23 protein-coding genes are annotated in these 25,201 nt (G+C 36.7%); 12 read left to right on the forward strand and 11 right to left on the reverse strand.

The genetic code is table 11. The features are described 5' to 3' along the window. Nucleotides 1–81: 81 nt before the first annotated feature. Both FJR04_RS17065 and FJR04_RS17070 read right to left on the reverse strand, forming a co-directional pair. The gene (locus FJR04_RS17065; RefSeq protein ID WP_168496915.1) at nucleotides 82–1,143 is read right to left on the reverse strand and encodes a lipopolysaccharide assembly protein LapB; all 1,062 of its coding nucleotides are present in this window, start codon (nucleotides 1,141–1,143) and stop codon (nucleotides 82–84) included. A gap of 106 nt (nucleotides 1,144–1,249) precedes the next feature. Further along, complete coding sequence (locus FJR04_RS17070; RefSeq protein ID WP_168496917.1) at nucleotides 1,250–1,873, reverse strand: sigma-70 family RNA polymerase sigma factor; 624 nt, start codon at nucleotides 1,871–1,873, stop codon at nucleotides 1,250–1,252. A gap of 221 nt (nucleotides 1,874–2,094) precedes the next feature. Between FJR04_RS17070 and FJR04_RS17075 the strand changes: the two genes are divergently transcribed. Then, nucleotides 2,095–2,691 (forward strand): glyoxalase-like domain protein, encoded by a 597-nt coding sequence (locus FJR04_RS17075; protein ID WP_168496920.1) that lies wholly within the window; start codon nucleotides 2,095–2,097, stop codon nucleotides 2,689–2,691. Nucleotides 2,692–2,728: 37 nt separating this feature from the next. Here FJR04_RS17075 and FJR04_RS17080 read toward each other — a convergent pair whose 3' ends face one another. From FJR04_RS17080 to FJR04_RS17095, 4 genes are all read right to left on the reverse strand, one after another. Then, nucleotides 2,729–4,162: a cyclic nucleotide-binding domain-containing protein gene (locus FJR04_RS17080; protein ID WP_168496922.1), complete on the reverse strand. Its 1,434-nt coding sequence runs from the start codon at nucleotides 4,160–4,162 to the stop codon at nucleotides 2,729–2,731. 711 nt (nucleotides 4,163–4,873) lie between these two features. Then, nucleotides 4,874–5,101 carry a hypothetical protein gene (locus FJR04_RS17085; RefSeq protein ID WP_168496924.1) on the reverse strand — a complete coding sequence of 76 codons (228 nt, stop codon included), beginning with the start codon at nucleotides 5,099–5,101 and terminating at the stop codon, nucleotides 4,874–4,876. 152 nt (nucleotides 5,102–5,253) lie between these two features. Continuing rightward, nucleotides 5,254–7,101: a S8 family peptidase gene (locus FJR04_RS17090; RefSeq protein ID WP_168496926.1), complete on the reverse strand. Its 1,848-nt coding sequence runs from the start codon at nucleotides 7,099–7,101 to the stop codon at nucleotides 5,254–5,256. Nucleotides 7,102–7,175: 74 nt separating this feature from the next. Next, on the reverse strand, nucleotides 7,176–7,634 hold the full coding sequence (locus tag FJR04_RS17095) for a BLUF domain-containing protein (RefSeq protein ID WP_217359400.1): 459 nt from the start codon (nucleotides 7,632–7,634) through the stop codon (nucleotides 7,176–7,178). Between the two features lie 314 nt (nucleotides 7,635–7,948). On the opposite strand from FJR04_RS17095, the gene FJR04_RS17100 reads away from it, so the two are divergent. Genes FJR04_RS17100 through FJR04_RS17110 form a run of 3 tightly spaced genes read left to right on the forward strand, consistent with a single transcriptional unit; the run spans nucleotide 7,949 to nucleotide 10,654 of the window. After that, complete coding sequence (locus FJR04_RS17100; RefSeq protein ID WP_168496928.1) at nucleotides 7,949–8,374, forward strand: hypothetical protein; 426 nt, start codon at nucleotides 7,949–7,951, stop codon at nucleotides 8,372–8,374. Between the two features lie 58 nt (nucleotides 8,375–8,432). Beyond that, on the forward strand, nucleotides 8,433–9,791 hold the full coding sequence (locus FJR04_RS17105; RefSeq protein WP_168496931.1) for an AAA family ATPase: 1,359 nt from the start codon (nucleotides 8,433–8,435) through the stop codon (nucleotides 9,789–9,791). Continuing rightward, on the forward strand, nucleotides 9,788–10,654 hold the full coding sequence (locus FJR04_RS17110) for a DUF4435 domain-containing protein (protein ID WP_168496933.1): 867 nt from the start codon (nucleotides 9,788–9,790) through the stop codon (nucleotides 10,652–10,654). Before FJR04_RS17105 ends, FJR04_RS17110 begins: the two co-directional genes overlap by 4 nt. Before the next feature lie 32 nt (nucleotides 10,655–10,686). Here the strand turns inward: FJR04_RS17110 and FJR04_RS17115 are convergent, their stop codons facing one another. Then, a complete protein-coding gene (locus FJR04_RS17115; RefSeq protein WP_168496935.1) occupies nucleotides 10,687–12,171 on the reverse strand; it encodes an ATP-binding protein in 1,485 nt (494 codons plus the stop codon). A 45-nt stretch (nucleotides 12,172–12,216) separates the two neighbouring features. Between FJR04_RS17115 and thiD the strand changes: the two genes are divergently transcribed. Together thiD and FJR04_RS17125 are read left to right on the forward strand one after the other, a co-directional pair. Then, nucleotides 12,217–13,035: a bifunctional hydroxymethylpyrimidine kinase/phosphomethylpyrimidine kinase gene (gene thiD, locus FJR04_RS17120; protein ID WP_168496937.1), complete on the forward strand. Its 819-nt coding sequence runs from the start codon at nucleotides 12,217–12,219 to the stop codon at nucleotides 13,033–13,035. 207 nt (nucleotides 13,036–13,242) lie between these two features. Continuing rightward, nucleotides 13,243–13,938 carry a hypothetical protein gene (locus FJR04_RS17125; RefSeq protein WP_168496939.1) on the forward strand — a complete coding sequence of 232 codons (696 nt, stop codon included), beginning with the start codon at nucleotides 13,243–13,245 and terminating at the stop codon, nucleotides 13,936–13,938. A gap of 408 nt (nucleotides 13,939–14,346) precedes the next feature. On the opposite strand, the gene cimA is transcribed toward FJR04_RS17125, so the two are convergent. Next, nucleotides 14,347–16,044 carry a citramalate synthase gene (gene cimA / locus FJR04_RS17130; protein WP_168496941.1) on the reverse strand — a complete coding sequence of 566 codons (1,698 nt, stop codon included), beginning with the start codon at nucleotides 16,042–16,044 and terminating at the stop codon, nucleotides 14,347–14,349. Between the two features lie 163 nt (nucleotides 16,045–16,207). Between cimA and FJR04_RS17135 the strand changes: the two genes are divergently transcribed. The 4 genes from FJR04_RS17135 to FJR04_RS17150 all read left to right on the forward strand — a co-directional run bounded on the left by FJR04_RS17135 (nucleotide 16,208) and on the right by FJR04_RS17150 (nucleotide 20,029). Then, on the forward strand, nucleotides 16,208–16,546 hold the full coding sequence (locus FJR04_RS17135; RefSeq protein WP_168496943.1) for a 2Fe-2S iron-sulfur cluster-binding protein: 339 nt from the start codon (nucleotides 16,208–16,210) through the stop codon (nucleotides 16,544–16,546). 16 nt (nucleotides 16,547–16,562) lie between these two features. Then, nucleotides 16,563–16,997, forward strand: a complete 435-nt coding sequence (locus FJR04_RS17140) for a hypothetical protein (protein WP_168496945.1) — start codon at nucleotides 16,563–16,565, stop codon at nucleotides 16,995–16,997. Nucleotides 16,998–17,131: 134 nt separating this feature from the next. After that, nucleotides 17,132–19,174: a glycine oxidase ThiO gene (gene thiO, locus FJR04_RS17145; protein ID WP_168496947.1), complete on the forward strand. Its 2,043-nt coding sequence runs from the start codon at nucleotides 17,132–17,134 to the stop codon at nucleotides 19,172–19,174. A gap of 168 nt (nucleotides 19,175–19,342) precedes the next feature. Beyond that, on the forward strand, nucleotides 19,343–20,029 hold the full coding sequence (locus tag FJR04_RS17150) for a Coq4 family protein (RefSeq protein WP_168497025.1): 687 nt from the start codon (nucleotides 19,343–19,345) through the stop codon (nucleotides 20,027–20,029). A gap of 61 nt (nucleotides 20,030–20,090) precedes the next feature. On the opposite strand, the gene FJR04_RS17155 is transcribed toward FJR04_RS17150, so the two are convergent. Both FJR04_RS17155 and FJR04_RS17160 read right to left on the reverse strand, forming a co-directional pair. Next, nucleotides 20,091–20,549: a hypothetical protein gene (locus FJR04_RS17155; RefSeq protein ID WP_168496949.1), complete on the reverse strand. Its 459-nt coding sequence runs from the start codon at nucleotides 20,547–20,549 to the stop codon at nucleotides 20,091–20,093. Between the two features lie 2 nt (nucleotides 20,550–20,551). Further along, on the reverse strand, nucleotides 20,552–21,859 hold the full coding sequence (locus FJR04_RS17160; RefSeq protein WP_168496951.1) for an AAA family ATPase: 1,308 nt from the start codon (nucleotides 21,857–21,859) through the stop codon (nucleotides 20,552–20,554). 309 nt (nucleotides 21,860–22,168) lie between these two features. Between FJR04_RS17160 and psb34 the strand changes: the two genes are divergently transcribed. After that, a complete protein-coding gene (gene psb34 / locus FJR04_RS17165) occupies nucleotides 22,169–22,348 on the forward strand; it encodes a photosystem II assembly protein Psb34 (protein ID WP_168496953.1) in 180 nt (59 codons plus the stop codon). 202 nt (nucleotides 22,349–22,550) lie between these two features. Beyond that, nucleotides 22,551–24,677: a tetratricopeptide repeat protein gene (locus FJR04_RS17170; protein ID WP_168496955.1), complete on the forward strand. Its 2,127-nt coding sequence runs from the start codon at nucleotides 22,551–22,553 to the stop codon at nucleotides 24,675–24,677. Nucleotides 24,678–24,781: 104 nt separating this feature from the next. Here the strand turns inward: FJR04_RS17170 and FJR04_RS17175 are convergent, their stop codons facing one another. Beyond that, nucleotides 24,782–25,087 carry a CRISPR-associated protein Csx3 gene (locus FJR04_RS17175; RefSeq protein WP_168496957.1) on the reverse strand — a complete coding sequence of 102 codons (306 nt, stop codon included), beginning with the start codon at nucleotides 25,085–25,087 and terminating at the stop codon, nucleotides 24,782–24,784. Nucleotides 25,088–25,201 lie beyond the last annotated feature (114 nt).

Here is a 25,201-nt window from a genome sequence, read left to right on the forward strand (position 1 = left end):
TCGAAGTGAGGTTTTTTACGTTAGGTGGTTGAGTGTTTTTTTATTTGGAAGTCCCTAAAATTCGGAATTTTTCTGCAAAAATTAACGTCCTTTTAAGTCGTTAAGTCTATTAACTAAGAAACTTTGTTGTTTACTATCTTCTAATCTTTGAGCTATGGAAATAGCTTGCTGATATAAATCTTTGGCTTTGGCAAAGTTACCCATTCTTTCATATATTTCTCCAGAAATTGCTAAATATTTTAAATCTTCGGCTGGGTTTCTAATTGAATCGGTGATGGCGACACGATTTTCTAACAGTTCTAATGCTCGACTATAACGCCCTACAGCAGCATGGGCTGTGACTAAACCATCAATGGCTCGTAATTGGTTAGGGCGCTCAAAACTCTTTTTAGCTAACCGCATTGCTGAACCATAACTACCAATGGTATTTTGATAATCGCCGATCGCTAAATAAGCATCTCCAAGGTTATTCAATGTGTTGGCTTCACCGATAGCATCACCAAGTTGGCGGCGGAATGTTAAGGCATATTCACCAATTTTGATGGCTTTATTATAATCACCTCTTCTGAGGGCAACTAAGCTTAAATTACTTAAAGATAGTCCTTGTCCTTCAATGTTAGTTACATTTCTGGCAATGACTAAAGCTTCTTGAAGTGTTTGTTCTGCGGCGACATTTTCGCCCTTTTCTAGAAATAAACTACTCAGATTATTGAGAGCAAATATCTGATTTTGGAAGTCTCGATTATCACGAGCGATCGCTAATTGTCTCCGAATAGCATCTTCGGCATTTTTGATATCATCTAATTGTAGATAAGTATTGGCTAATAAATCATAGGTTAAACCTTGGGCTTTTAAGTCACCCAATGATTGATAAATTTCTAAGGCTTGTAAACTTGATTTCAGGGCTTTATCTGGAAATCCTAATGATAATTGCTGTCTACCCAATTTTAATAATCTATCTGCTCCATCTCGTGACGGTTTGTTAGCGGTGTTATTTAAGGGACGGTGAATTTGTTGTGTAATATCATTGGCTTTTACACTTGCAGTATTAAACAAACAGGTGAATAGTAAAATGTAAAAGGTGCAAAGCTGCAAATTGGCTATATTAATTGTCTTCCCTGGTAAAAAATGCCGCTGTTTCATAATATTTAACCGTGAAATTCCGGCTGTAAATAAATGGTGTAATAGCTTTCACACTTGGTTTGAGTGCAGTAGATGAGCTATTGTGATTATTATAGCTAAGTTATGACTAAATCGAATCTTCGCCTAAGTAAATAGCCCGAATATCAGCAGGTAATTTATCTTCGAGCATCTGATAACCTGCTTGGAGAGAATTTGCAACTTCAGCCGGGGAAATTTGTTCTCCTTCAGCTTGCAAATAAGCAGCAATTCTAGTTTCGCTCCAGTGGAAAGTTTGCGCCATTAAGACTATTAAACGTGATATTGCCGGGAGTTGATCTAATGCCTGTTCTACATAACACCAGAGGGGCGGTGAAGTATCCTTGAGAGAATAATGGATCGCTTCCGTCGGTGGTAGTTTAATATCGTTAATACAGAAGGCAGTAATGTTAATTAACCAGTTTTGCAGGGTGATAGAATCTTGTCCTGTGCCTGGTTGGTTTAAATCCAGTCCACCTAATTCATAATATATATGTCGCCAGATTAGAGCAAACAAATAATCAGCTTGTACAGGCGATCGCGCTGAATGCCGAATTAAAGTGTAAACTATAGGGCTATAACGGCAAAAAATCACCGTAAAATACTTGCCATAATCTGGATATCGTTGAAACAGACTCAGTAGTTCTTGATCACTATGATGAAATAGCGACTTCACCAATGGGTGATTAGCTTCGGGAAAATGAGGAATTTGCACAATTCTCTTGACTAGATAGTTGTTAGAATATACTAAGGAATGGTTATGCGATCGCAACGCCTAGCGGAAGCATCGTTAATAATATCTTGATGTCTGTTAGTTGGTAGACTAAGCTCAGACTACTAGACTCTTGATAAACTAGAAACAAGGACTTAATGTTAGTCTTAATTGACAATACTCAAAGCGCCTCCTTTATACCAATATTTTGATACGGTTTGTTCATGGTTATAGCAGCTAGTTCCATTTTGTCCCTGCTTAGTCCACTTACTTTAGGGTCGTTTTTACCTTCCCTACCCTTGGATAGCCTATTTTCCACCCAAGGGATTATGATCATGCTCCTGGCAGCTTACGCCGGCGCTATGTGGATGTTCCTGACTAGCGCCCCCAAAGTTTATACTGTCATGGTGTCAGATTTAGAAATTGCCCGACAGTTATATGAAGGATTGCTAGATTTGCCAGTAGCTGAAGTTCCTTTGCACTATTATTACAACTACGAGCAAACTATTGGTGCAACAGGTATTGACCCGCTGTATATGTCCACAAGTCCCAGTTGGTCTAACAGCACCATGAATAATGGTAATGACGGGCTTTGGTATCAACTCAAGAAAAATACTCAATTACATATCATTACAGGTGCAAGTTTAGGCAAAAAAGATCAGCAACGCCATGTTTGCTTTGACCATGACTGTCTAGAATTAATTTTAATGCGAGTGGAAATACGGGGTTTAAAGTTCAAGATTCGTAACCAAAAGCCCTTGAATTTTTTGATCAAAGATTACGACGGGCGCGTAATTGAAATGGCTGAGGTAGCAAATTAGTCATGATTATGGTGGGCAATGCCCACCAAGGAGATCATTAAAAAGATAAGGAAAAAATTTGTTGTAAGCGTTTACGCACCCAAATTCCTAAATTACCATCATCTTCTTCATCATCAACTATTCCCATTTGTTGTAATTGTTTTTTACGTTCGGTTAATTCTTCTTGATGTGTGGATAACTCTTGAATAATTAATTCCGCAAAATCAGGTTGATCTTGTAGTAGTTTTTCAAACGCCTGACGATAAATACCAAAGACAATTGTTGCTTCTATCGCTTTTACAGAAGCCGTCCGAGGAATTCCTAAAATTAAAGATAATTCTCCAAAAAAAGCCCCCCTATTTAAAGTAGTTAAGTGTTTATTTATCTTAGCCACAAAAATATCTACAGAACCTTCTAAAATAATATAGAAAGCATCTCCAGCTTCACCTTCTTGAAAGAGAACTTCTCCCGCATTCAGACGTTTCCGAGAACCAATTTCAATTAATTTACGGAGTTCTAATTCCGTAAAATTGGCAAAGTAAGGAACTTTCCGGAGTAGATCTCTAATCGAGATATCAGGAGATAATGGAGGCTTAGGAGCAGTTTCTAAAGGTGGTGGAGATTTATGTAAATAAATACTATAGTCAGGAAAACTAACACTAATACCACGTTGTCTCAAATTATATTCAATGGCATAATTAAGCTTTGTTTTCGCATCTTCGTCATCTCTAGCACTATTTATCCAAGCTTGTAACTCAAACTCAAAATATTTCAAACCTAATTCATTAAAAATTAATTCGGGAGCAGGATCATTAACAACTATTGGCTCTTGATTAACAGTTGTTAAAACAGTTTCTGTGAATAGAACAATATCACTATCAGGATGAATCCGAATCGGAATTTTTACACGATTACAGTTTCCACCATAACTCCAATTTAAAATAGGTGAAGTTACTAAAGAACTATTCGGCATAATTAAAGTTGCACCATCTTCAGTATTAATCAAGGTAGAAAGCAGAGAAATATTTTTAACTGTACCTTGGAGATCTTCAAATTCTTGATTACTACCAAATTGTAAAAAATCATTGACTTTAATTGTGCGTCGCAAAAGAATAATAATTCCGCTGCTTAAATCACGAGCCATATCTTGTAAACCTAACCCAATTCCGACTCCTAAACCTCCAGCAACAACTACAAGAGACGATAAACTAAAGCCAATAGACTCTAAAGCAATTAAGCTACCAACTAAGCCAATAAAGTATGTAATTAAGGTAGTAATGGCTTCACGAGTCCCTAAATCAATTCCTAAGCGAATCAATAGAAACTGTTTGAGAAAAAATTGAACTCCTTTAATTATTCCCCAAACAATAGTCAAGTTAAACAATAAAAAACTCAGACTACTAACGGAAAAGTTGACTTCTCCAAAAGTAAACAAAGCATAGTTCAACAGGGCATAGATATATGACCATATATATTTTAGGTAGTGAATCATCAGTTTTCTTACTTTAAAGTTTTGATCTGATTTTTAGTGTTTTTGCATACTCATTATTTTCAGTATACTGGTGACATTTTACAATTATTTAATGAACTTTTCAAGGGGAATATTTGAAACAAGGAAAAATTTTGCGTGACTATAATAGAGCCTACTTACTTCGACCCTTCGGCTTCGCTCAGGGCATCACAAACTCAGTAAGCTAATGAAAAATCAAGAGTTTGAAACCCACGGAGGCGGTCACTGAGCTTGTCGATAGCGTAGCGTGGCGTTAGCCATAGTGTGGATTTTGTCTATGTATTCGCGACTTCTAGTAGTCTGTCAAAAAGTAATTGACGGGTAAATAATCTTTATTCTTCTTTCTTTCTTTCTTTCTTTCTTCCTTCTTCCTTCGCGCTCTTTGCGTCCTTCGTGGTTCGTTTCTTCTTTATTCGTCAAAATGTATTTGACAGACTTTTAGTAACGCAGGGCTTCTCAAAAATTTACCAGAACTTACGCAAAATCATGAAAAAACGTATCGCTAACGCGAAGCGTGGCGTTAGCCATACCGCAGAGGACGCAGAGGACACGGAGAAATAAGAGTTTCAGAGAGTTATTGTGTAAGTCCTATTTACGTATAAAAAAGTAATAATATGCGGAAAATTAAGAAAATATATCTAAATCACATTCAATAATTGACAATGGACAATTGTCAATTGTCAATTATCTAAATTATGACAACACCTCAAAATCATGAACCTCTAGAACAGAACCTATCATTGCTGTTGTCATCACATCTTCTCTGACTTTTCCTGTAACTTTGGCTTTTTGTCCTGCTTTGAGTAAGCTTTTATCAGAACTTTTGGGTATTTCATAAGTAACACCATCTTCTGTCACAAAAGCCCAAGCACCAAGACCAATATTTCGCCGTTCAATAGTACCAGTAGCTGTAATAGTCATTTGTTAGTTGTCAGTTGTTAGTTGTCAATTGTCAATTGTCAATTGTCAATTGTCAATTTTCAGTTGTTAGTTGTCAATTGTCAATTGTCAATTGTCAATTATTAGTTGGTAATGGGTAATAGAAAAAATATTACCCATTACTAATTACCTAATTAAGCAGTTTGTTCGTCTTTTTTCAATGCTAAACGAGCTAGTCCGTAACAAAGTAAAGCATTGACGATAAGGAAAATTCTCGCTAGGTTACTACTTCCTAAACCCCAGACAGCAGGATCATAAACAGCACTAACTGTTAAGAAAGCCGTTATTCCTAAAGTTGAACCAATAGCAAACCATTTCCAACTGGGATGTCCTAAAAATAAGGATATTAAAACCAGGGGAATTAAAACACTGGCAAAAAGAGGATTTAATGCGTCCGTTCCCTGTAAAGTATTGCCTAGTTCAGGAATAGAACTACCTAAAACCCGGAAAGGCCATTGGGGAAGATCAAAGATATAAAATCCCTTGAGGAAAAATAAGCCAGAACTGCCAAAAATTAACCCACTGGATAAAGACCAACTCCAAGCAAAGGGGAAGTAAACCCGTAAGAACCAAGCCAGGAGATAAGAACCTACTACCATTAAGATTTTAGGCATTAAAGCGATCGCACCGCCATCTATCCAAAAGCGGGGATTCAAATAGCCGTTTTCTCGCAACCAGCGGAAAAAGTCGGGAAAACTAATTATGCCGTCGCTGGCTAATTTAACTGCGGCTTCGGCGTTGAGTTGTCCAGCCCCATAATAGTTTAAACCGTCGTCTTGAATGACTCTGGCTGACTGTTGCAGAACCTGTAAAATTTCATCGGGTTCTTTGATTCCCAAGGCTTTCACTAAAGCCGCTACACCCGCAACGTGGGGAGAAGCCATACTTGTGCCTTGGAGTCCCAGAAATACACCTTCACCGTCTTCGTTGATGGTTTCTTGGAGAATTGTCCCGGTTTCACTGCCACCAGGAGCGGAAATATCCACACCAGCACCATAGTTAGAATAGGATGCTCTTTCGCCGTCTGGTCCAAAAGCGGCAACACCGATAACATGATCATAACGGGCGGGATAACTAACGCCGTTGGTGTCTTCATTTCCGGCGGCAGCAATGATAGTTACACCTTTGTTGTAGGCGTATTTAATTGCATCTTCCATGAGTTGGCTTTCTCCACCACCACCTAAGCTCATGTTAATCACATCTGCACCGTTATCAGCCGCAAATTTGATGGCTTCGGCAATATCAGCCACCGTTCCTGCACCATCAGCATTTAAGACCTTTAAGGGCATCAGGTTGGCTTCATAGGCAACTCCAGCGACACCATAGGCGTTATTAGTAGCTTGGGCAACTGTACCCGCTACATGAGTTCCATGTCCGTTGTCGTCTTTGGCTGCTTCTGTGTCGTTGACAAAATCGTAGCCTTTGACAAATTTGGTTTCATGTAAATCGCGGACTTGGGTAATCCCGGTATCAATGACGGCAACGGTGATACCACTGCCTTTACTGCGAGTCCATGCGGCTTCTATGCCGATTTTGTGCAAATTCCACTGTTTGCTGTAATACTGGTCATTGGGACCGATTAAGGAAGACGTTGGTTCTTCATCATTTTGGGGTCCTAAAAGTTCACCCAACCAAGTAGCTTTACCTTCGGGTACAGTTCTATAAATGTAATTTGGTTCAATAAATTCTGTAACTTTGGCAAAAGGAGATTTTCTTAACTCTTTCAGTCGTTGGCGATCGCCTCTGATAATATACACATTATCCGCTGCTGAATATTTATTATCCAGTTGGGGTGTAACATTGTATTGTTGTGCGATCGCTTCTAAATCCTTTTGAATGGCAATTTCTCCAATATCTTCCCGAAAATCGAGCAGAATTGTCTCAAAGTCACCTTTAGCTGCTAGTCCCTGAAAATTCAGAAACCCAAACACAGCAGCAGTCAGTCCGATGATAAACAAGCACAATAATATAAGTTTTTTCATCACCGCTTCTTGTCAGTTTGCTCACTACGATAACTCATAATAGGGAGTATTAGGTATCATCGCTTCTATCAAAATTAGATGGCTTTCTCAAATAATATAGCCAGTGCTTGCATTAGGTTAAGACACTGCTGTGATGTCATAGTATGTGGTTGCAAGGTAGTAGATGCTGAATACTTTAAAATCAAATTTCTCACTTGCTGAGAATTCAAATCACTAATATTTACTGCTTTCATAGACCAAACCCCAAAAAGACGGCTTTCGATGGGAATAAATTCAATCAATTCCGGTGTATGATGGCGCGTGTCTAGGGCAATGCGATGATAAGTTTTACTAATTACTGTGCGATAGCGAAGCGCTCCGCAGGAATCGCCTTCTAATATCTGCAAAAATATCGAATCACCATAACAGAGTAGTCCTGTAACCCCTTCAGAACGGTTGTTGTTCTCAGATTTTTCCATGATATCTTTGAGATCATGATACCCCATATCTGATTTTGCATAACTACTGTAAATTAGACGGTATAAACTCATCATGTCTCCTGATTATTCTGCGTAATACCTTAAATGTCTAGTAAGTTTTAATTACAGACTTCTCCACACCAATGATATTGGTCAAGGTTTAAATTTTGAGTTACTTGTAATTACTGAATTTACTAGTATCTAAATAAGCGATATTTTGTATTTGTACTAATATTGCATACAAGGGTATGCAGTTGAGTGAAATCCGCAACAATTCTTGAAATTATTTCCCACTCAAGACTTTGGTATTCTGATTGAATCCAGAACGGTTATAATTTTAAGGAATATACATTAGCAAAGCTCCTCTAAAAGAGGTATTACGAATTAATATGGAACGTGGTCTTTTATGGTTGCCTTTATTAGTGGCATTTTTTTGGTTAGCGTGGCAAGGTTCACAGGAATTTAAAAAACTCCAAACATATCAAATTTGGGCAGAAGAATTTGAACGGGCTAAATATGATATCTATGCAGTATTAGCTCAAAAGGGTAATGATATTACTTGGGGAAAACCCACAACTAAAGGACCAATTAATTTAGAAACTTTTTCTTTATTAGATGTTCAAGAAATTCGCTTTTTGGTAAATGGTAATTCTGTAGATATAGAAAATCCACCCCCAAAAGGTCGCAAAATTGAATTAGAGTTTTTATTGAATAATACTAAATCAATTTGTGTTCCCTTTACAGAAGTTCCCTTAGCAGCAAAATGGGGTAAGTTTTTACAGGAGACATTAAAGAATTTACAAATTGAAACATAGTGAAAAATCAGGAAGCTATAAAGCTTGATAAAGTTTAGGAATATGGGAGTTAATTATTATGCGAATTAAGCAAATTTCCGTTAATGGCTTATTCGGAATTTTTGATCATGTAATTCCGTTGAATATGGATGATAGAATCACCGTCATTCATGGTCCTAATGGTTTTGGTAAAACAGCCATGTTGAGAATTTTAAATGGATTTTTTAACTCCCAATACTCGGAGTTAGAAACTATTCCCTTTAGTAAATTTTGCGTTGAATTTAATGATGGTAGTAATATTGAGATTATCAAAAATTATAATGATGGAGAAAAGATAGAGAATAATATTATTTTTAATTTTTATCAACCGAATACGTCGGCTAAAAAATGGGTTTATACTTTTACTCCAGAAAATACTTCTTTTAGACCAAAATTCCCAAGTGCAGAAGATAAATCTGTCTCATTATATGATTATATATCATCTATAGTAAAATCAAAAGAAGAGGTTGAATGGTTAAAAAAGTTAAAGAATAATATTCATATTCGTTTTATAGAATCGCAACGGTTATTAAATGTATTTCCTAATCGTCATTCTAAATTAAGCGATGATAGAAGACTTTCAATGTTATCAACTGGACTTCTATATAGTGATGAACTGACAAGAGAGATGAGCGGTATAGAAGATAAGTTGGATGATATAAGACCTTCAATGTTATCAACTGTATCTGCATATTCTGATGAACTTGCCAAGTTGATGCAAGACAAGTTTAAGGAATATGGAACAATATCTCAATCTCTGGATAGAAGTTTTCCCATGAGGGTAGTAAAACAACAGTTATCATCAGATATAACAGATGAAAAACTGCGTAATCAACTCAATGAACTTGAAGAAACTCGCTCTCGTCTGATAGAAGTAGGTCTTTTAGATCAAGATGAAAATTCAGAGTTTCAAATTCAGCCACAAGACATAGATGAAAGTACAAAAAATGCTTTATCAGTATATATTGAAGACGTAGAAAAAAAGCTAAATGTTTTTACCGAAATAGCGACTAAAATTAATTTATTGAAGAAGATTATTAATAATAAATTTTCCTATAAAGAGATCAACTTTAGCAAAGAAAAGGGATTCACTTTTACAACACTTTATGATTCTTCATTATCTGATTCAAAAATACTTTCACCAACTGATTTGTCATCAGGTGAACAACATGAATTAGTGCTTTTATATGAACTACTATTTAAAGTTGAACCTAATTCCTTAGTTTTGATTGATGAACCTGAATTATCTCTTCATGTAGGTTGGCAAGTGCAGTTTTTAAAGGACTTGCAAGAGATTACAAAGCTGACTGATTTAGATATTCTCATCGCTACTCATTCACCAGATATAATACAAGATCGCTGGGATTTAACAGTTGAATTGAAAGGTCCGGTAAAATGAGAGAATTTTTAACCGTTGACCGTGTTGCTAACCAAATAAGATTACGACGTAGCACTTATGCAGGAACTTTCTTATTCGTTGAAGGAAGTTCTGATAAAACTTTCTATGAGCGATTTGTTGATAAATTAGGTTGTGAATTAGTCATTACTGCTGGAAAACCTTCTAGTAAACAGCGTGCTATTAACATTTTAGAAATTTTGGAAAAATCAAATTTTCAGGGAGTTTTAGCAATTGTTGACGCAGATTTTGATCGTCTGCAAAATACACCAGTCACAAGTCCTAATTTACTTTTCACCGATACTCATGATCTGGAAACTATGTTAATTCAGTCACCTGCTTTAGAAAAAGTAGTTAGTGAATTTGGTTCTGAAGAAAAAATTACCCAGTTGAATCGAAACATTAGAGAAGTATTAACTTCAGTTGGTGTTGCAATTGGTTATTTACGTTATATTTCTCAATCTGATGGATTGAATCTCACTTTTGAAGGTATAACTTTTAGCAAATTTATTGATGAAAAAACTTGGCAATTTAATGAAGTGAAACTAATTCAAGAAGTCAAGAATAAATCTCAAGCTTTTTACTTGAAAGATGAAGATTTAGAAAACCGGCTAATTACTGAAAAAAGTAATAATCAAGATCCTTGGCAAGTCTGTTGTGGTCATGATTTAGTAGAAATTCTATCACTTGGTTTACGCAAAGCTATTGGAACTAATAAAACGGCTGATGTTGAAGCAAATAGTCTTGAACGTAATTTACGACTTGCTTATGAAGTAGTTTATTTTTGTAAAACTCAGCTATATTTGGAAATTCGTCTCTGGGAAACCAAAAATCAACCATTTAAGGTTTTGCATAATGACGTATAACTCTTTTAATATCCATTACTCATAATGCAATTTTATGACCCCCACTCCCTCTTAGAATTTGTTTGACGAATGGGAATTTTAATTACAAATTCTGTTCCTTTTCCAGGAGAAGAAATACATTCTAACGAACCGTTGTGTTGTTCATTAATAATTTGATAGCTGATATATAAACCTAATCCTGTACCTTTACCTACAGGTTTTGTAGTGTAGAAAGGATCAAATACTCTTTGTTGGATTTCTGTGGACATTCCCAAACCATTATCAGCGATGCGGATAGTGATATACTCAGAATTAGATACTTGAGTAGAAATGTAAATTTTGGGTTCAGAAATTGGTAATCTAGTATGGTGACTTCCGATTCCTTCCAAAGCATCTATAGCATTAATTAAAATATTCATAAATACTTGATTTAGTTGTCCTGGAAAACACTCAATTAATGGCAAATTCCCATATTCTTTAATAACTGTAATTTTGGGAATATGGAGTTGAGTATACAGCCGATGTTCCAAAAGCCTCAATGCGCTATTAATACCATGATGAATATTAGTTTGTTTTAACTCAGATTGATCAAGATGGGAAAATATCCGCAAAGAATCAACTATTTGCTGAATACGTTCTGTACCAATTTTAATAGAAGATATAAGTTTGGGTAAGTCTTGCTGTAAAAAGTCTACTTCAATTACTTCCGCTTGTTCATGAATTTTTTTAACGGGATGTGGATAATTTATTTGATAAAGTTTTAATAAATTTAGTAAATCTTGGCTATGTTTATCAGCGTGAATAAGATTGCCAAGAATAAAGTTTAAAGGATTATTAATTTCATGGGCAACTCCTGCTACTAATTGACCTAGAGAAGACATTTTTTCACTTTGAATTAGTTGCGATTGGGTGCATTGTAGCTTTTTTAAAGTTTCTTCTAATTCTAATGTGCGCTGTCTCAATTGATTTTCTGATTTTCGTAATTCTTCCTCAGTTCGATGACGATCTGTAATATCACGACTGACACCCAATATAGCAAAAATTTCTCCTTTACTATTACGTAAAGGGATTTTGTGGGTATCTAAAATATATAAATTACCATCACCGTCGGGTGCAGGATCATAAGGATTATGAATGGTTTCACCTGATAAAACCAGTTTATCATCTGTGCGAAAGCCACGAATTTTTTTGTCGGGATTACCAAATACTATTTCTTCAGCAGTACCTAGTTCCAAATCATCTTTACCAATAATTTCTTCAATAGTTTTACCGAGTGAATTAGCTACGGTATGATTAACTAGAAGATAACGATAGTTTTGATCTTTGACAAATATCCAATCAAGACTTTTCTCAATGATCATTTTAAATAGAGAAGATTGTTCTTCTGTTTTTTGTAAATCTTGTTCTAATCCTGCCTTTGCTTGTTTGCATTCTTCAACTTCTTGTTGCAATTGATGATGATGTTCTAATACTTTTTCAAGTTCAGCAACACGTTGACGTAAAAAGGTAATTTCGTCATCTGGAGATTGACTGGACATAAAACAGTAATATATATGTATTTTAAATAATCAGACTCTCTCATAATGATAACAAACACAACTTTTATTCCTGTTGCTTTAACCATTGCTGGTTCGGATAGTGGTGGAGGTGCAGGAATTCAAACCGATTTACGCACATTTGCTTTTCATTGCGTTCACGGAACAAGTGCTATTACTTGCATTACCGCCCAAAATACTTTAGGAGTTACCCGTGTTGATGCTATGTCTTCAGATACTGTTGTAGCTCAAATTCAGGCAGTTGTAGAGGATATTGGTGTCCACGCTGCTAAAACGGGAATGTTGCTTAATCAAGAAATTATCACGGCTGTATCCCAGCAAATAACAGCTTACAATATTGAGAATTTAGTAGTTGATCCTGTAATGGTATCACGCACAGGAGCGCAATTAATTGATGATGATGCTGTGCAAACCCTACGGAATAAGCTGATTCCTCAAGCAGCTATTATTACACCAAATCGCTATGAAGCGCAGATTTTAAGCGGGTTAGAAATTGCTTCTTTAGCAGATATGCAAGCAGCAGCGGAAATTATGCACAAGGAATTAGCAGTAAAGGCTGTTTTAGTCAAAGGTGGGGGAATGTCTGGGAGTTTGCGGGGTGTTGATGTTTGGTTTGACGGGGAACAGTTGGAGATTTTGACAACGAAACAAATAGAGACAAAAAACACTCATGGTACAGGTTGTACTTTATCAGCGGCGATCGCTGCTAATCTAGCTTTAGGTAAAGACTTATGGACAGCAGTGCAAATAGCCAAGGAATATGTTACAAATGCTCTTACCTACTCCCTAGATATTGGTAAAGGACAAGGACCTGTAGGCCATTTTTTCCCATTATTGACAAAATAAAATTTTTAGTAAGTTGCATTAATAACATATAATTAGCTACCATACTGATGAGTAGGGCAGTTCATAAATTGCTCGGACATTTCTACTATTCCAAATCTTTGCCTTTTATGCCTTTTTCCATTATTCTTGGGCATAATCGAAGAAAAAAATATATTCTGCTCCTTGTTACCTTTACTCTAATTACCGTATTTTGATACTCTAATATCCATGAAAACAACTACAGGATCTAACTATAGTCAACCACCTACCAGCCAATCTCCCTCAGTTCCCCTTTGTGTTTACCGGGAGTTGACAGCGGATTTACAAGCGGTCCAAGCTAAGTTGGATGTAGTCACAAATCATAATCAGAAATTATCCCAAGAAAATCAGCAACTGCGTCAAGAAATTACTAAGGTAATTCAGTCTTGTTTAGAACTCCAAAAGTTAGTTGATAGTTCAGCACCTAGCACAAATTCACCTCACCGTAATAATAATGAGGTTTCATCTCCAACCCAGCCTCAACCTATACCTCGTGACAAGGATGTAAAATATGCGAACAAGCCTCTAGTTAATGGCACTTCTCCACGTCGAGAGGCTAATCGTCCCCCTCAAGAAAAAGTAAAAAAAGCTGCACCTCCTCAAAAACTTCGTCAGGAGTCGGCTGTACATATCATGGATATGAATTTTCCAGTGTCAGAAACAGTATTTATAGAAGAACAAGAAGTCCGTTATTCTCCTTATCCGCAGACAGAAACAAAGGGATTAAATGGTTGGTGGTTAGTAATTACTATTGTCTTAATTATGATAACTGGTTTTGGGGCTGGGTATTTAATTGTCCGTCCATTATTGCAAAATCAAACTCACATTCCGGACGCTAATGATTACACAGCCACAAAATTGAGTTGTCTGAATCAGGATGCTTAAAACGGGTATTGCTGATAGCCATATTGAGGTATGAAAATCAAAAATTCCATTTCTGAAACTCTTAATCTTTGCGTCTTTGCGCCTTTGCGTGAGACCAATTCATACCTTCATTCACCAACGCCTTAAAATGAAAGGATTAACAGTGATGTATGTTTCTCTTCATCCCGTACATCCTCAAATCCTAAGTAGGTGAACAGAAAAAATTAAAGGTATGTGGAGAAAAGTAAAATCGCCAAAACTCTCTTCCTGTTCCTCCGCAGTCGCTCCACTTGGGGAGACCCCAAGACCGCGCTGCTCTCTGTTCCCTTGCCCCAACGACAATTTTTAACGCCCACCTACTTAGCAATCTTGATATGGCTTTCGCCACGCTACGCTATCAGACAGAAAGTAAAAGGGAGAAAAATCTATTTACGTCTCCACTTTTAACGCCTTTTCTGCTTGGAAATGCAACAATAACCCATATTCCAAACCTGCAACTACCGCTTGATAGGAAGCTTCCAAAATATTGCTAGAAACTCCTATAGTCGTCCACCTTTGTTGACCATTGCCAGATTCTACTAAAGCACGGGTTTTTGCAGATGTACCTGTATTTCCGTTGAGAATTCTGACTTTATAATCAGTCAATTCAAAGTCGGCAATTTGGGGATAAAAATTAACTAAAGCCTTACGCAAGGCAGCATCTAAAGCTGCGACAGGTCCACTACCTTCCGCTGCTTCGAGAATATTTTTACCATTAACAGCTACCTTCACCGTTGCTAAAGAATTAGTAGTTTCTTTCACTTCCACCAAATCACAGTGGACTTGAAAACCTTGAACTTCAAAAAACTGTTGTCGAAGTCCTAAAACCTCATACATTAACAGTGCAAAACTAGCTTCTGCGGCTTCAAATTGATAACCTTGACTTTCCAAGTCCTTCATGCGTTGGAGAATTTGTCTAGCTTGGGGATGATCCTTATCTAATTCAATTCCTAAAGTTCGGGCTTTGGCTAAGACATTACTTAAACCAGACTGTTCAGAAATGACAATGCGGCGTTGATTTCCGACTAGTTCTGGTTGAATATGTTCATAGGTTAAAGGGTTGCGTTCAACCGCAGAGACATGAATACCACCTTTGTGAGCAAAAGCCGAACGTCCGACAAAAGGGGCGTGTTCATCAGGTGCGAGATTGACAACTTCGCTGACAAAACGACTAGCTTCTGTAAGTTGATTTAGCTGGTGTTCACCGATACAACTATAACCCAGCTTTAGTTGTAAATTAGGAATCAGAGAACACAGATTAGCATTACCGCAGCGTTCCCCATAACCGTTGATTGTTCCTTGTACCATCTTTGCCCCTGCCATAACTGCTGCTAAGGCATTAGCAACTGCCATTTCTGAATCATTATGAGTATGTATGCCAATTTGGGGAATGGGTAATTGGTGATTGGTGACTTGCCCTGAGCGTAGCCGAAGGGTTGGTGATTGGGAAAGAGTTTTTTCTTGACAACTGACAACTGACAACTGACAACTGACATCTTTCACAATTTGCGAAACTTCATGAGGTAAAGTCCCGCCATTGGTATCACATAAAACTAACCATTCTGCACCGGCTGTCATTGCTGCTTTTAATGTCTGTAAAGCATAATCAGGATTTTGCTTATAACCATCAAACCAATGTTCAGCATCGTAGATTACCCGCCTTCCCTGAGAACGGAGATATTCAATTGTGTCCCCAATCATGGCTAAATTTTCTTCCAGACTGGTCTTGAGTCCGGCTGTAACGTGCAAATCCCAGGATTTACCGAAAATTGTCACCCAGCGCGTACCTGCTGCTAAAATCGCTTGCAGCATGGGTTCATCTGCGGCCTTGGTATGGGGGCGACGGGTGGAGCAAAAGGGGACAACTTCGGCTTGTTTGAGGGGATTTTCTTGGAGTTCCCAGAAAAATTGGACATCTTTAGGATTTGCACCTGGCCAACCACCTTCAATAAAGGGGATTCCTAAGTCATCGAGTTTGTGGGCAATGCGTAACTTATCTTCTATAGACACTGATAGTCCTTCCCGTTGAGTCCCGTCTCGGAGTGTAGTGTCATAGAGCCAAAGTTGATTTGAGGGAGTTATGGTCATAAAACTGACACCTAAGAGACAACTTTGTGGCGATGTGCCAATATATAGCAGGAGTCAGAATTCAGGAGTAAAACCCTGTTGTGATCCGAGTTTCATTATCACTTGAGATCCTCACCTTGCTGGCGATCGCTATACAACAAAAAGCTATGTTGGTAATTTCAATATGCCCCAGGTAATAGCTCAAGGTAAATTAATTGAGTGTGAAAGCCAAGCCAATTTACGTAAAGTTCTGTTAGCAAATGGTGTTGACCTCTACAATGGCGGTTCTGGAATCATCAATTGTCGGGGAATTGGCACTTGTGGCACTTGTGCGGTTAAGGTAGAGGGCGAAGTGTCCGCAGTGAATTGGCGTGATCAAACACGGCGTTCCCTTCCTCCTCATTCTCCTACAAATGACCTGCGTTTAGCTTGTCAAACTCAGGTTTTAGGTAATGTAAAAGTAACAAAATTTAATGGGTTTTGGGGTCAAGGTTCTCAAATAGTTTGGACACCAGAAGGTTAACAAGGAGAGACACAAGATGGGTAGATGGACACCCTTAATTTTAATGGCTGGAGGCGTGGCAATTTTGCTAGGTACGTTACTAGGAATTAATTTTCCTATGGGCGGACAACAAGGCGCTAATGTACCACCTGGACGCAGGGCATCCAGCGTTCTCCCAGCTAATATTAATGTTAATAGCTCTGCAAGTAAGAATGATTCTGAAAGTAATCTTAGTACCGAGTCAGAAACTATTAACAGAAACGATTCTTCTAGTGAAAATCGCCGCACCAGTGTAGCTCAAAGTAATGCTTCTACTGAGAATACAGGCAATTTTTCTAATACTACACAAGAAACAACAAGTGGTAGTAATAACAGTTCTAGTTTTTCTAATGAAACTGGAACTACACAGAGTGGCTCAAATTCTAGTAGTAATCTTAATCAAGGTAAACAACCAATTCGGGCTTTGTGGTAAGGGATTGGGTAGTGGGTAATGGGTAATTAATTTCTTTTTACCAATTACCAATTACCAAATAACAGCCCTGATAGGTTATTAGTTATTTACTGAGGACTAATGACTGGGCGCAGGCCTTGCGCCCCTACTGAGTAATGACTAATGACGTTTTAATTATCGGTGGTGGTATTATCGGGTTGGCTTGCGGTGTAGAACTGAAATTGCGGGGTGCAAATGTAACTGTACTGTCACGTGATTTTACTGCCGCAGCCAGTCATGCCGCAGCGGGGATGTTAGCTCCTGATGCGGAAAATATTACGAATGAGGCGATGTTGTCTTTGTGTAGGCGATCGCTTAATTTATATTTAGACTGGACACAAAAATTAACAGAATTAACTAGTTTAAATACTGGTTATTGGCCTTGTGGTATTCTTGCACCAGTTTATCAACAAGCAGGGGGGCAGGGGAGCAGGGGAGCAGAGGAGCAGAGGAGCAGAGGAGCAGAGGAGCAGGGGAGCAGGGGAGCAGGGGAGCAGAGGAGCAGAGGAGAATGTTTTTCTTCCCAGTCCCCAGCTAACTGGTTAGATAAAGATACTATTAACCAATACCAACCAGGTTTAGGCACAGATGTAATTGGCGGCTGGTGGTATCCTGAAGATGGGCAAGTTGATAATCAGGCTTTAGTTAAAGTGCTGCTGACTGCGGCTGAGTCTTTGGGTGTTGTCTTCAAAGATGGAATTACAGTAGAAGCTATTTCTCAACAACAGGGAAAAGTTATTGGTGTACAAACTAATACAGGTTTATTTCGCGCTGACCATTATCTTTTAGCCACTGGTGCTTGGACAAATCAATTATTACCTGTACCAGTGCGTCCCCGGAAAGGACAAATGCTGCGTTTACAAGTTCCCAATTTTCTGACTGAATTACCTTTGACGCGGGTTTTATTTGGAGAAGGTATTTATATTGTCCCCCGACGCGAGCGTTCTATAATTATTGGTGCAACTAGCGAAGATGTGGGATTTACTGGCGATAATACTCCGGGGGGGATTCAAAGTTTACTGCAATCAGCCATGCGGCTATATCCCCAATTAGAGAATTATCCGATTCAGGAACTTTGGTGGGGATTTCGTCCTGCTACTCCCGATGAATTACCTATTTTAGGTCATAGTCATTGCGATAATTTAACCTTGGCTACTGGTCATCACCGCAATGGTATTTTACTTGCACCAGTCACAGCTACATTAATTGCTGATTTGATTTGCGAACAAAAAGCAGATCCTCTTTTGGCTAATTTCCATTATTCCCGCTTTTCTGCTGTGTCATCTACTACTACACCGATGTTGATTCATTCTACTCCGGCTACAAACGGCCACCGTCACCCAGAATTATTAGATCTAACTGTTCAAGATTCACCCCTAATTATTGCCGGCAAAAGCTTTAAATCTCGGTTAATGACAGGAACTGGTAAATATCGCAATATCCAGGAAATGCAGCAAAGTGTCGCTGCTAGTGGTTGTCAAATTGTGACGGTAGCTGTACGACGGGTACAAACCAACGCCCCAGGACATGAAGGTTTAGCAGAAGCTCTAGATTGGAGTAAAATCTGGATGTTACCGAATACGGCTGGCTGTCAAACCGCTGAAGAAGCTATTCGAGTAGCCCGGTTAGGAAGGGAAATGGCCAAGTTATTAGGACAGGAAGATAATAATTTTGTCAAGTTGGAAGTGATACCGGATGCTAAATATTTATTACCTGATCCCATTGGTACTTTACAAGCTGCGGAGCAGTTAGTTAAAGAAGGTTTTGCTGTATTGCCTTATATTAATGCTGATCCCATGTTAGCCAAGCGGTTAGAAGAAGTGGGTTGTGCCACAGTTATGCCTTTAGCTGCACCGATTGGTTCTGGACAAGGGCTGCAAACTACTGCCAATATTCAGATTATTATTGAAAATGCCAATATCCCTGTGGTGGTAGATGCTGGTATTGGTGCGCCTTCTGAGGCTGCTGAGGCGATGGAATTGGGTGCGGATGCCTTATTAATTAATAGTGCGATCGCTCTGGCTCAGAATGCCCCAGCAATGGCTTATGCGATGAATCTAGCAACGGTAGCCGGTCGGATGGCTTATTTATCAGGAAGAATGCCAATGAAAAACTACGCTAGTGCTAGTTCTCCTTTGACGGGAACAATTACAGGTTAGTTTTAAATCATTTTTTGGAGCGGGTATTTTGCCCGCTTTTCTTTTTTTTATGTCTACCAAAAGCAAAATTAATTATATAAATATATCTCTCTTTTGATACAGGAAAAATACTTCTCATCTCTCCAATAATAAGAGTATATTTTCATTATTTATAAATGAAGAATTATGATGGATTATCTTATTACCTATAACAACGATAAAGGACTCCTAGCTTATATTCAATTTCTGGCATCAAGAGCATTAAAAACCCAATATGATGGAACTGATCCAATATTTGATTTTGAAGATGCACTTGATCAAACAGAAATAGCACATTTAACCGTAGATGAACTTAAAAAAAATCCTGAAATTAACTCCTTATTTACAGAACGTTGGCTACCTGCACCGATAAATTTAGATGAATTAAGCAAACTTCCCGAAGGAACGTTAGGTCATACTTATGCTAAGGAAATGAAAGCTAAAGGCTTTGATCCTAACTTCTATAAAAAAGTTCCTGTTGTTGATGATATTTCTTATTTGAAGATGCTTTGGAGAACTACTCATGATATTTATCATGTAGTCACTGGGTTTGATACTGATGTTATGGGTGAATTGGGTTTACAAGCTTTTGTCTTAGCACAAACCCCTATGCCTATTAGCATCATGTTAGTAAGTTTTGGCATGGTTTTGATTAGTCTTTATCAACCTCATAAATTCAAACCTTTAATGATGGAAATATCCCGTGGTTACTCTTTAGGTTCGCATACTCCTGTTAAATTGATCTCTCAAAAATGGGATCAGTTTTGGAATGTTCCAATTAGTGAAATTCGCGCTCAATTACAAATGAATTCTCTTCCTGAATTAGCAGCAAGGTAAAATAGGATTTTTGATCTCATTCAATTATTTATATTTTTGGGAGTAAAAGTTTGTATTATCTTCAAATACTTTCTTCTAAAACTTGACTTTTATACTTGATCAAATCACCAAAATCTTTACCATTTTGTTGCTTAAGACGTTTCTTGAGTTTAATTTCCATAGAACTATTAATATCAGGTGTGGGATTTCTATTTAATACAATACGGGCATAAATTTTGAGTTCTTTGATTTCATTCTTCAATTTAGTGATAGATGAATCTATTTGTCCAATTGCTTTTTTTAAATCATGTCCTTTTAACTCCACAAAAAAGGCTGATTTATCTTCACAAGATAAAATTAGGTAATCACATCTTTCCCCATCTTTAATTAAACAACCATCTACCATAAGTTTACAAATCTCTTTACCATTTTTATTGGTAACTCTATACTCTTGTTTATTACCAGAATCTTTAACAACTATGGTTTTTCTATGATCACAAAATTCCTTACATTCACTTTCTCTGAAAAAATCGTTACACATAGTTAGTCATCCAGATTGAACAAGTCATTAAACTTGTCATTAATTATACTGGATGCGCTATCTATTTTTTCCGCTTGAATTAATTTTAGTTCTTGATCAATAATTGATTCATAGCCATTTTCTGATATAAAGTAAGCTGAAATACGATTTGGATCAATCCAACTTTTACTATTAACAATACTTTCTACTGCGTCTCTTTCATCACCAACTTTATTTTTACCTACTTGATAAGCATATAAAAGATTATTGAAAGCAGATAAAATATAAGGACTATGAGTAGTTATAATTATTTGATTGTTATAAACATTTGCTAATAAACCAATCAGTTCTACAATATCACTTTGGGTTTCTGGATAAAGGTGTGCTTCCGGTTCTTCAAACACCATAAATACACTCGTTTTATCTAAAATATATCTAAATATCAGCAACAGAATCCACACAGATTCTTGTTGTCCTGACGACGCATACTGTAATTTAACATATTGGTTATTATTGAAATAAATTCTTTCTTTATCAATATCAGCATTAAATCTATATTCACCTTTGAGGATTTTTTTTAATAATCTTGATAAATTATCACCTAAATTTAAAGCAACATCTTTATTTTGAATGAGCGTGTTTAAATCATCTGTAAAGTAAGTTTTTAATAAATTAATTCTCTCTACAAAAGATTGTGTAAAGTAGTCTAATGTATCTGGATTTTTGATATCTTGTAGTTGTTCGGTTAATGTAGACATCAAACTTCTACCTGCAGGAATAAATACATGAGAGTGTGTTTCCTCAAAAATATTATCAATGCGTGATTTAAAATAATTAAACTGTAATCTTCTATTTAATTCTAGTTCTCGTAGTTCTTCTAATGACTTAAAATTATTTTGTTGCTCTTTAGAGATTATTTTATAATTTAAAATTTCTGTAATTAGTAAATTTAATTCATTTTCTAAGGAAAAGCTTAATTCTATATCTAGAGAAGCTTCGGATATATATTTATGAATTGTTATATGCTTTTCGTTTGAATAGTGATATTCTAACCAAAATGATTTACAATCTAGTTTTAATCCAAAATATTGTAAAAAATTAAATTTGATAAAGTTTAATAATAAAAATACATGATGATGATCTGGAAGATTTTCTAGATTATAGGCATAGATATGGTTAAGTATTTCATCTTTAAGAGATTTAAATATAAAAATTGATTTACTAATTGTACTTTTACCGCTTGCTTGGGGACCAATTAACAGCATTACATCTGTTACATCAGCCTCAAATTTTTTCACAGGGCCAAAATTTTCTATAGAAATTCTTTGCATAATGATGATGTTTCGATTTAGATTCAAAAATATAAATCACTATTAACAGTGTAACAAAAATTTTATTACAAATAATCATGTAACTAAAATTCGCGCTCAATTAGGTAAGAATTCTCTTCCTGAATTAGCAGTAAGGTAAAACAGAATAGCGAAGGAATAATGACAGAGGTAAACACAAATTGTTTATTTTGTCAAGATATAATTCAAAATATCAGAAGCTTTGAGTAATGTAACTATTTATTTATTTTTATGAGAGTGATGTAAAATTTATGTAACATTAAGTAAAAGAAAATAATAAGGAATCACTTCATGCCCTATACAAACGAAGAAGGTGGTCTTCTCAATAATTTTGCGAAAGAACCCAAAGTTTATCAAGCAGAACCACCAACAACCACTCAAAGGCGGACTTATATTATTTTAGGACTTGCAGCGGCGCTTTTAGTTGGAGGAGTTATTTTTGTAGCCTTCTCTGTTTCTAATGTCGGTTAATTACAAAACTGAACTATAAAATTTTAATCAGGTTCATAATAAAGAGCCTGATTTTTTGTTAAAATACTAAAATAGCAGTATAATTATAGTCTTTTTTCTGACAATCCAACGGGGAAAACTTGATTCATCCTGAAAAAGAGAACATCTCTGTGAAAATCAAAATCATGAGATGTAATATTAATTTTGAATATATTCAGTCAGGATGTATACAGAAAAAAGGGCTGAAGCTCAACTAAATACAAGCGTGAATGAAACTGTACACACAGAAAACGTTAGTTTAAATCGGCAAGTATATCATCGCCTAAAACTTGCTCTTAGTCTGGGTCTCCGTAGACAAATCTTATTTGCTGTATGTGATGATTTACATTTAAGAAACCAAATAGCAGCGCGGTTGCATTCTACTTTAGCTTATCCGGTAGGAAAGGTATTATACCAGAGAGCTAATGTAGAAGAATTTAGCACTCCTGCTTATCCACGATTAGTCACTTTACGACTAAATGTAAGTGACCCTAATCCTATATCGCAAATAAATCAATGGCTAGTTAATTATCCACCTCCCATTATAGGGGGATCAAAAGATACTCCTGGTCGTCCGTTACCAATTCCAGGATTTCAGATTGTGGGTGTGGAAATGCTCACGAAAGAACCTGTAGCAGTACAACGTTTATTTTTAAATTATCTTCGTTTAGGTGAACAACATCTATCGAGTCAGGAATCTAGTTGCTTTTTAGAATCTTGTTTACTATTTTGGGTTTCTCGTCCTTGGTTATCTGCTATTGTGCAATCAGCACCAAAATTTTGGCATTGTCGAACGGGTGTCTTTATATTTGCAGGAGAACCAACACCAACTGTAGATAATCGTCGCAGTTTGGATCTGGAAAATTTTGAGCAGTTGATTTTTGAGCAAGAGGAAATTCCTCCAGAAGTTATAGAAACAGCTAAACCTGATTTTCCAGGAAATAAAAATGAAGATGTACTAACACAAATACCATTTTCTCAAACAAGTAATAACCAGAATATCTCTTCCTTTTCTCATATTAACCAAGAGTTACAGGAGCTAATTAAAGCTGCACTGAAGGTATCAGAGACGGAAGATCATGGACAAACCCCAGAAATATTAGGGGAAATTGAGCAATTACATATTCAGCAAGCTGCGGGTGAAGAATTAGCGTTAGCTTATCAAAATCTTGGTAATTTATATCGGTTGCGAATTGAACAAGGACAGTCAACTATAGAGAACTTAATGGTAGCAATTCTGGCTTACCAAGAAGCTGTTAATCATGATGAGAGTTCTCCACAACTTCCAGATATTTTGAATGATTTGGGTACTCTTTATTGGATGTTGCACCGCATTCCTGATAATGTCGAAGAAGCAAAAATTTATATTCAGCAAGGCATAGATTTTTATAAGTTAGCACTAAAGCTAATTACAGGTGATCTTCAGCCAGAAACTTACGCACGGATTCAAAATAACCTGGGGACAGCTTATGGTGATTTGTCGAGGTTTTCTGAACCAGTAGAAAACTGGAAAGCCGCAGTTGTTGCTTACCATGAAGCACTCCATTACCGACAAGAGGAAATAGAACCGTTAAAATATGCTGCTTGTCAAAATAACTTAGGTACAGCTTACTGGCATTTAGGGCAGTATAATCAACCTCTAGAACATCTCAAAAAAGCGATCGCTGCTTATAAATTAGCACTTGTTCACTATCAACCAGCCGATGAACCTCTCAAATATGGGATGATTCAAAATAACATTGGTACGGCTTATTGGAATCTTTCCCAATATGAAGAACCCATAGAAAATCTCCAGTTAGCAATTCATGTCTATAGTGAAGCACTAAAATATCGAACATCAACAAATGTTCCTCATGCCTATGCAGCTACTCAAAATAATCTTGGTATTGCTTACTGGCATTTAGCAAATCAATCGCAAATAACCAAAGCAGAACAACAAAAACTTGTTAATTTATGTATTCATGCTTATCAAGAAGCGGTGCAAACTGCTCACTCATTCAATGGTTTACCTTTAAGTTTTGATTTATGGGTGACACACAATAATTTAGGATTAGCTCATTATCATTTAGTTACAGATGTCTCTTTTCATGGGGACAAAAAAACGCTGTCTCAACATTTAGAATCTGCTTTAGAAAATCATTTACAAGCATTAAGTGGATTTAGTCAGCAAACAGAAAATTATCAAACAACAATCAGCCATATTATCAACACAATTCGGACTTTCCACAATGAGTTAGGTATTCAAGGACAGAATTTAGCTTTGTCTAAACTGCCTGGACAATTATTACCAGCGGTTTTACCTAAATTATAACCTTTCCTAGTCTAATGAAGTACAAATTTATCTGCGTTTATCTGCGTCCATCTTCTTCCATCTGCGGTTAATTATTTTTTGTTGTACTTCACTTGATTCTGACATTAATCAACCAAATCTCCCAGTTTATAAGCAGGATTATGCGTTATACAAATCACATATTTGCCGAGCTTTGGATCATAAAAACTCACTGCACCGTAAATATGTGCCAATTTATGCGCTAATACAAATGCTACAGGAATGGAAACCGGACCATTTATTTTCAATAGTTGTCCTCCAGGTAATTCTCCAGATTCCGCCATTTCCTCTAACCGTGCGGCTGCGTCTCTAACAATTTGGTCATTTTGAGCAGGTTCACCAAACTTAATCCGTAAAATTCCCTCTTTAAATTCGATGTTATAAGTAGTCATGGCTGATATTTGCAAACGATATTTACATCATAGCAAGGTGTTAGAAGATGCCTATTCTAATTTTTTTGATCCTAAAGTTATACCCAAAATCACCAATTTGCATAGTCAACCTGT

Origin of the sequence: Anabaena sp. UHCC 0204, from assembly GCF_009711975.1 — a bacterium.
GTDB lineage: Bacteria > Cyanobacteriota > Cyanobacteriia > Cyanobacteriales > Nostocaceae > Dolichospermum.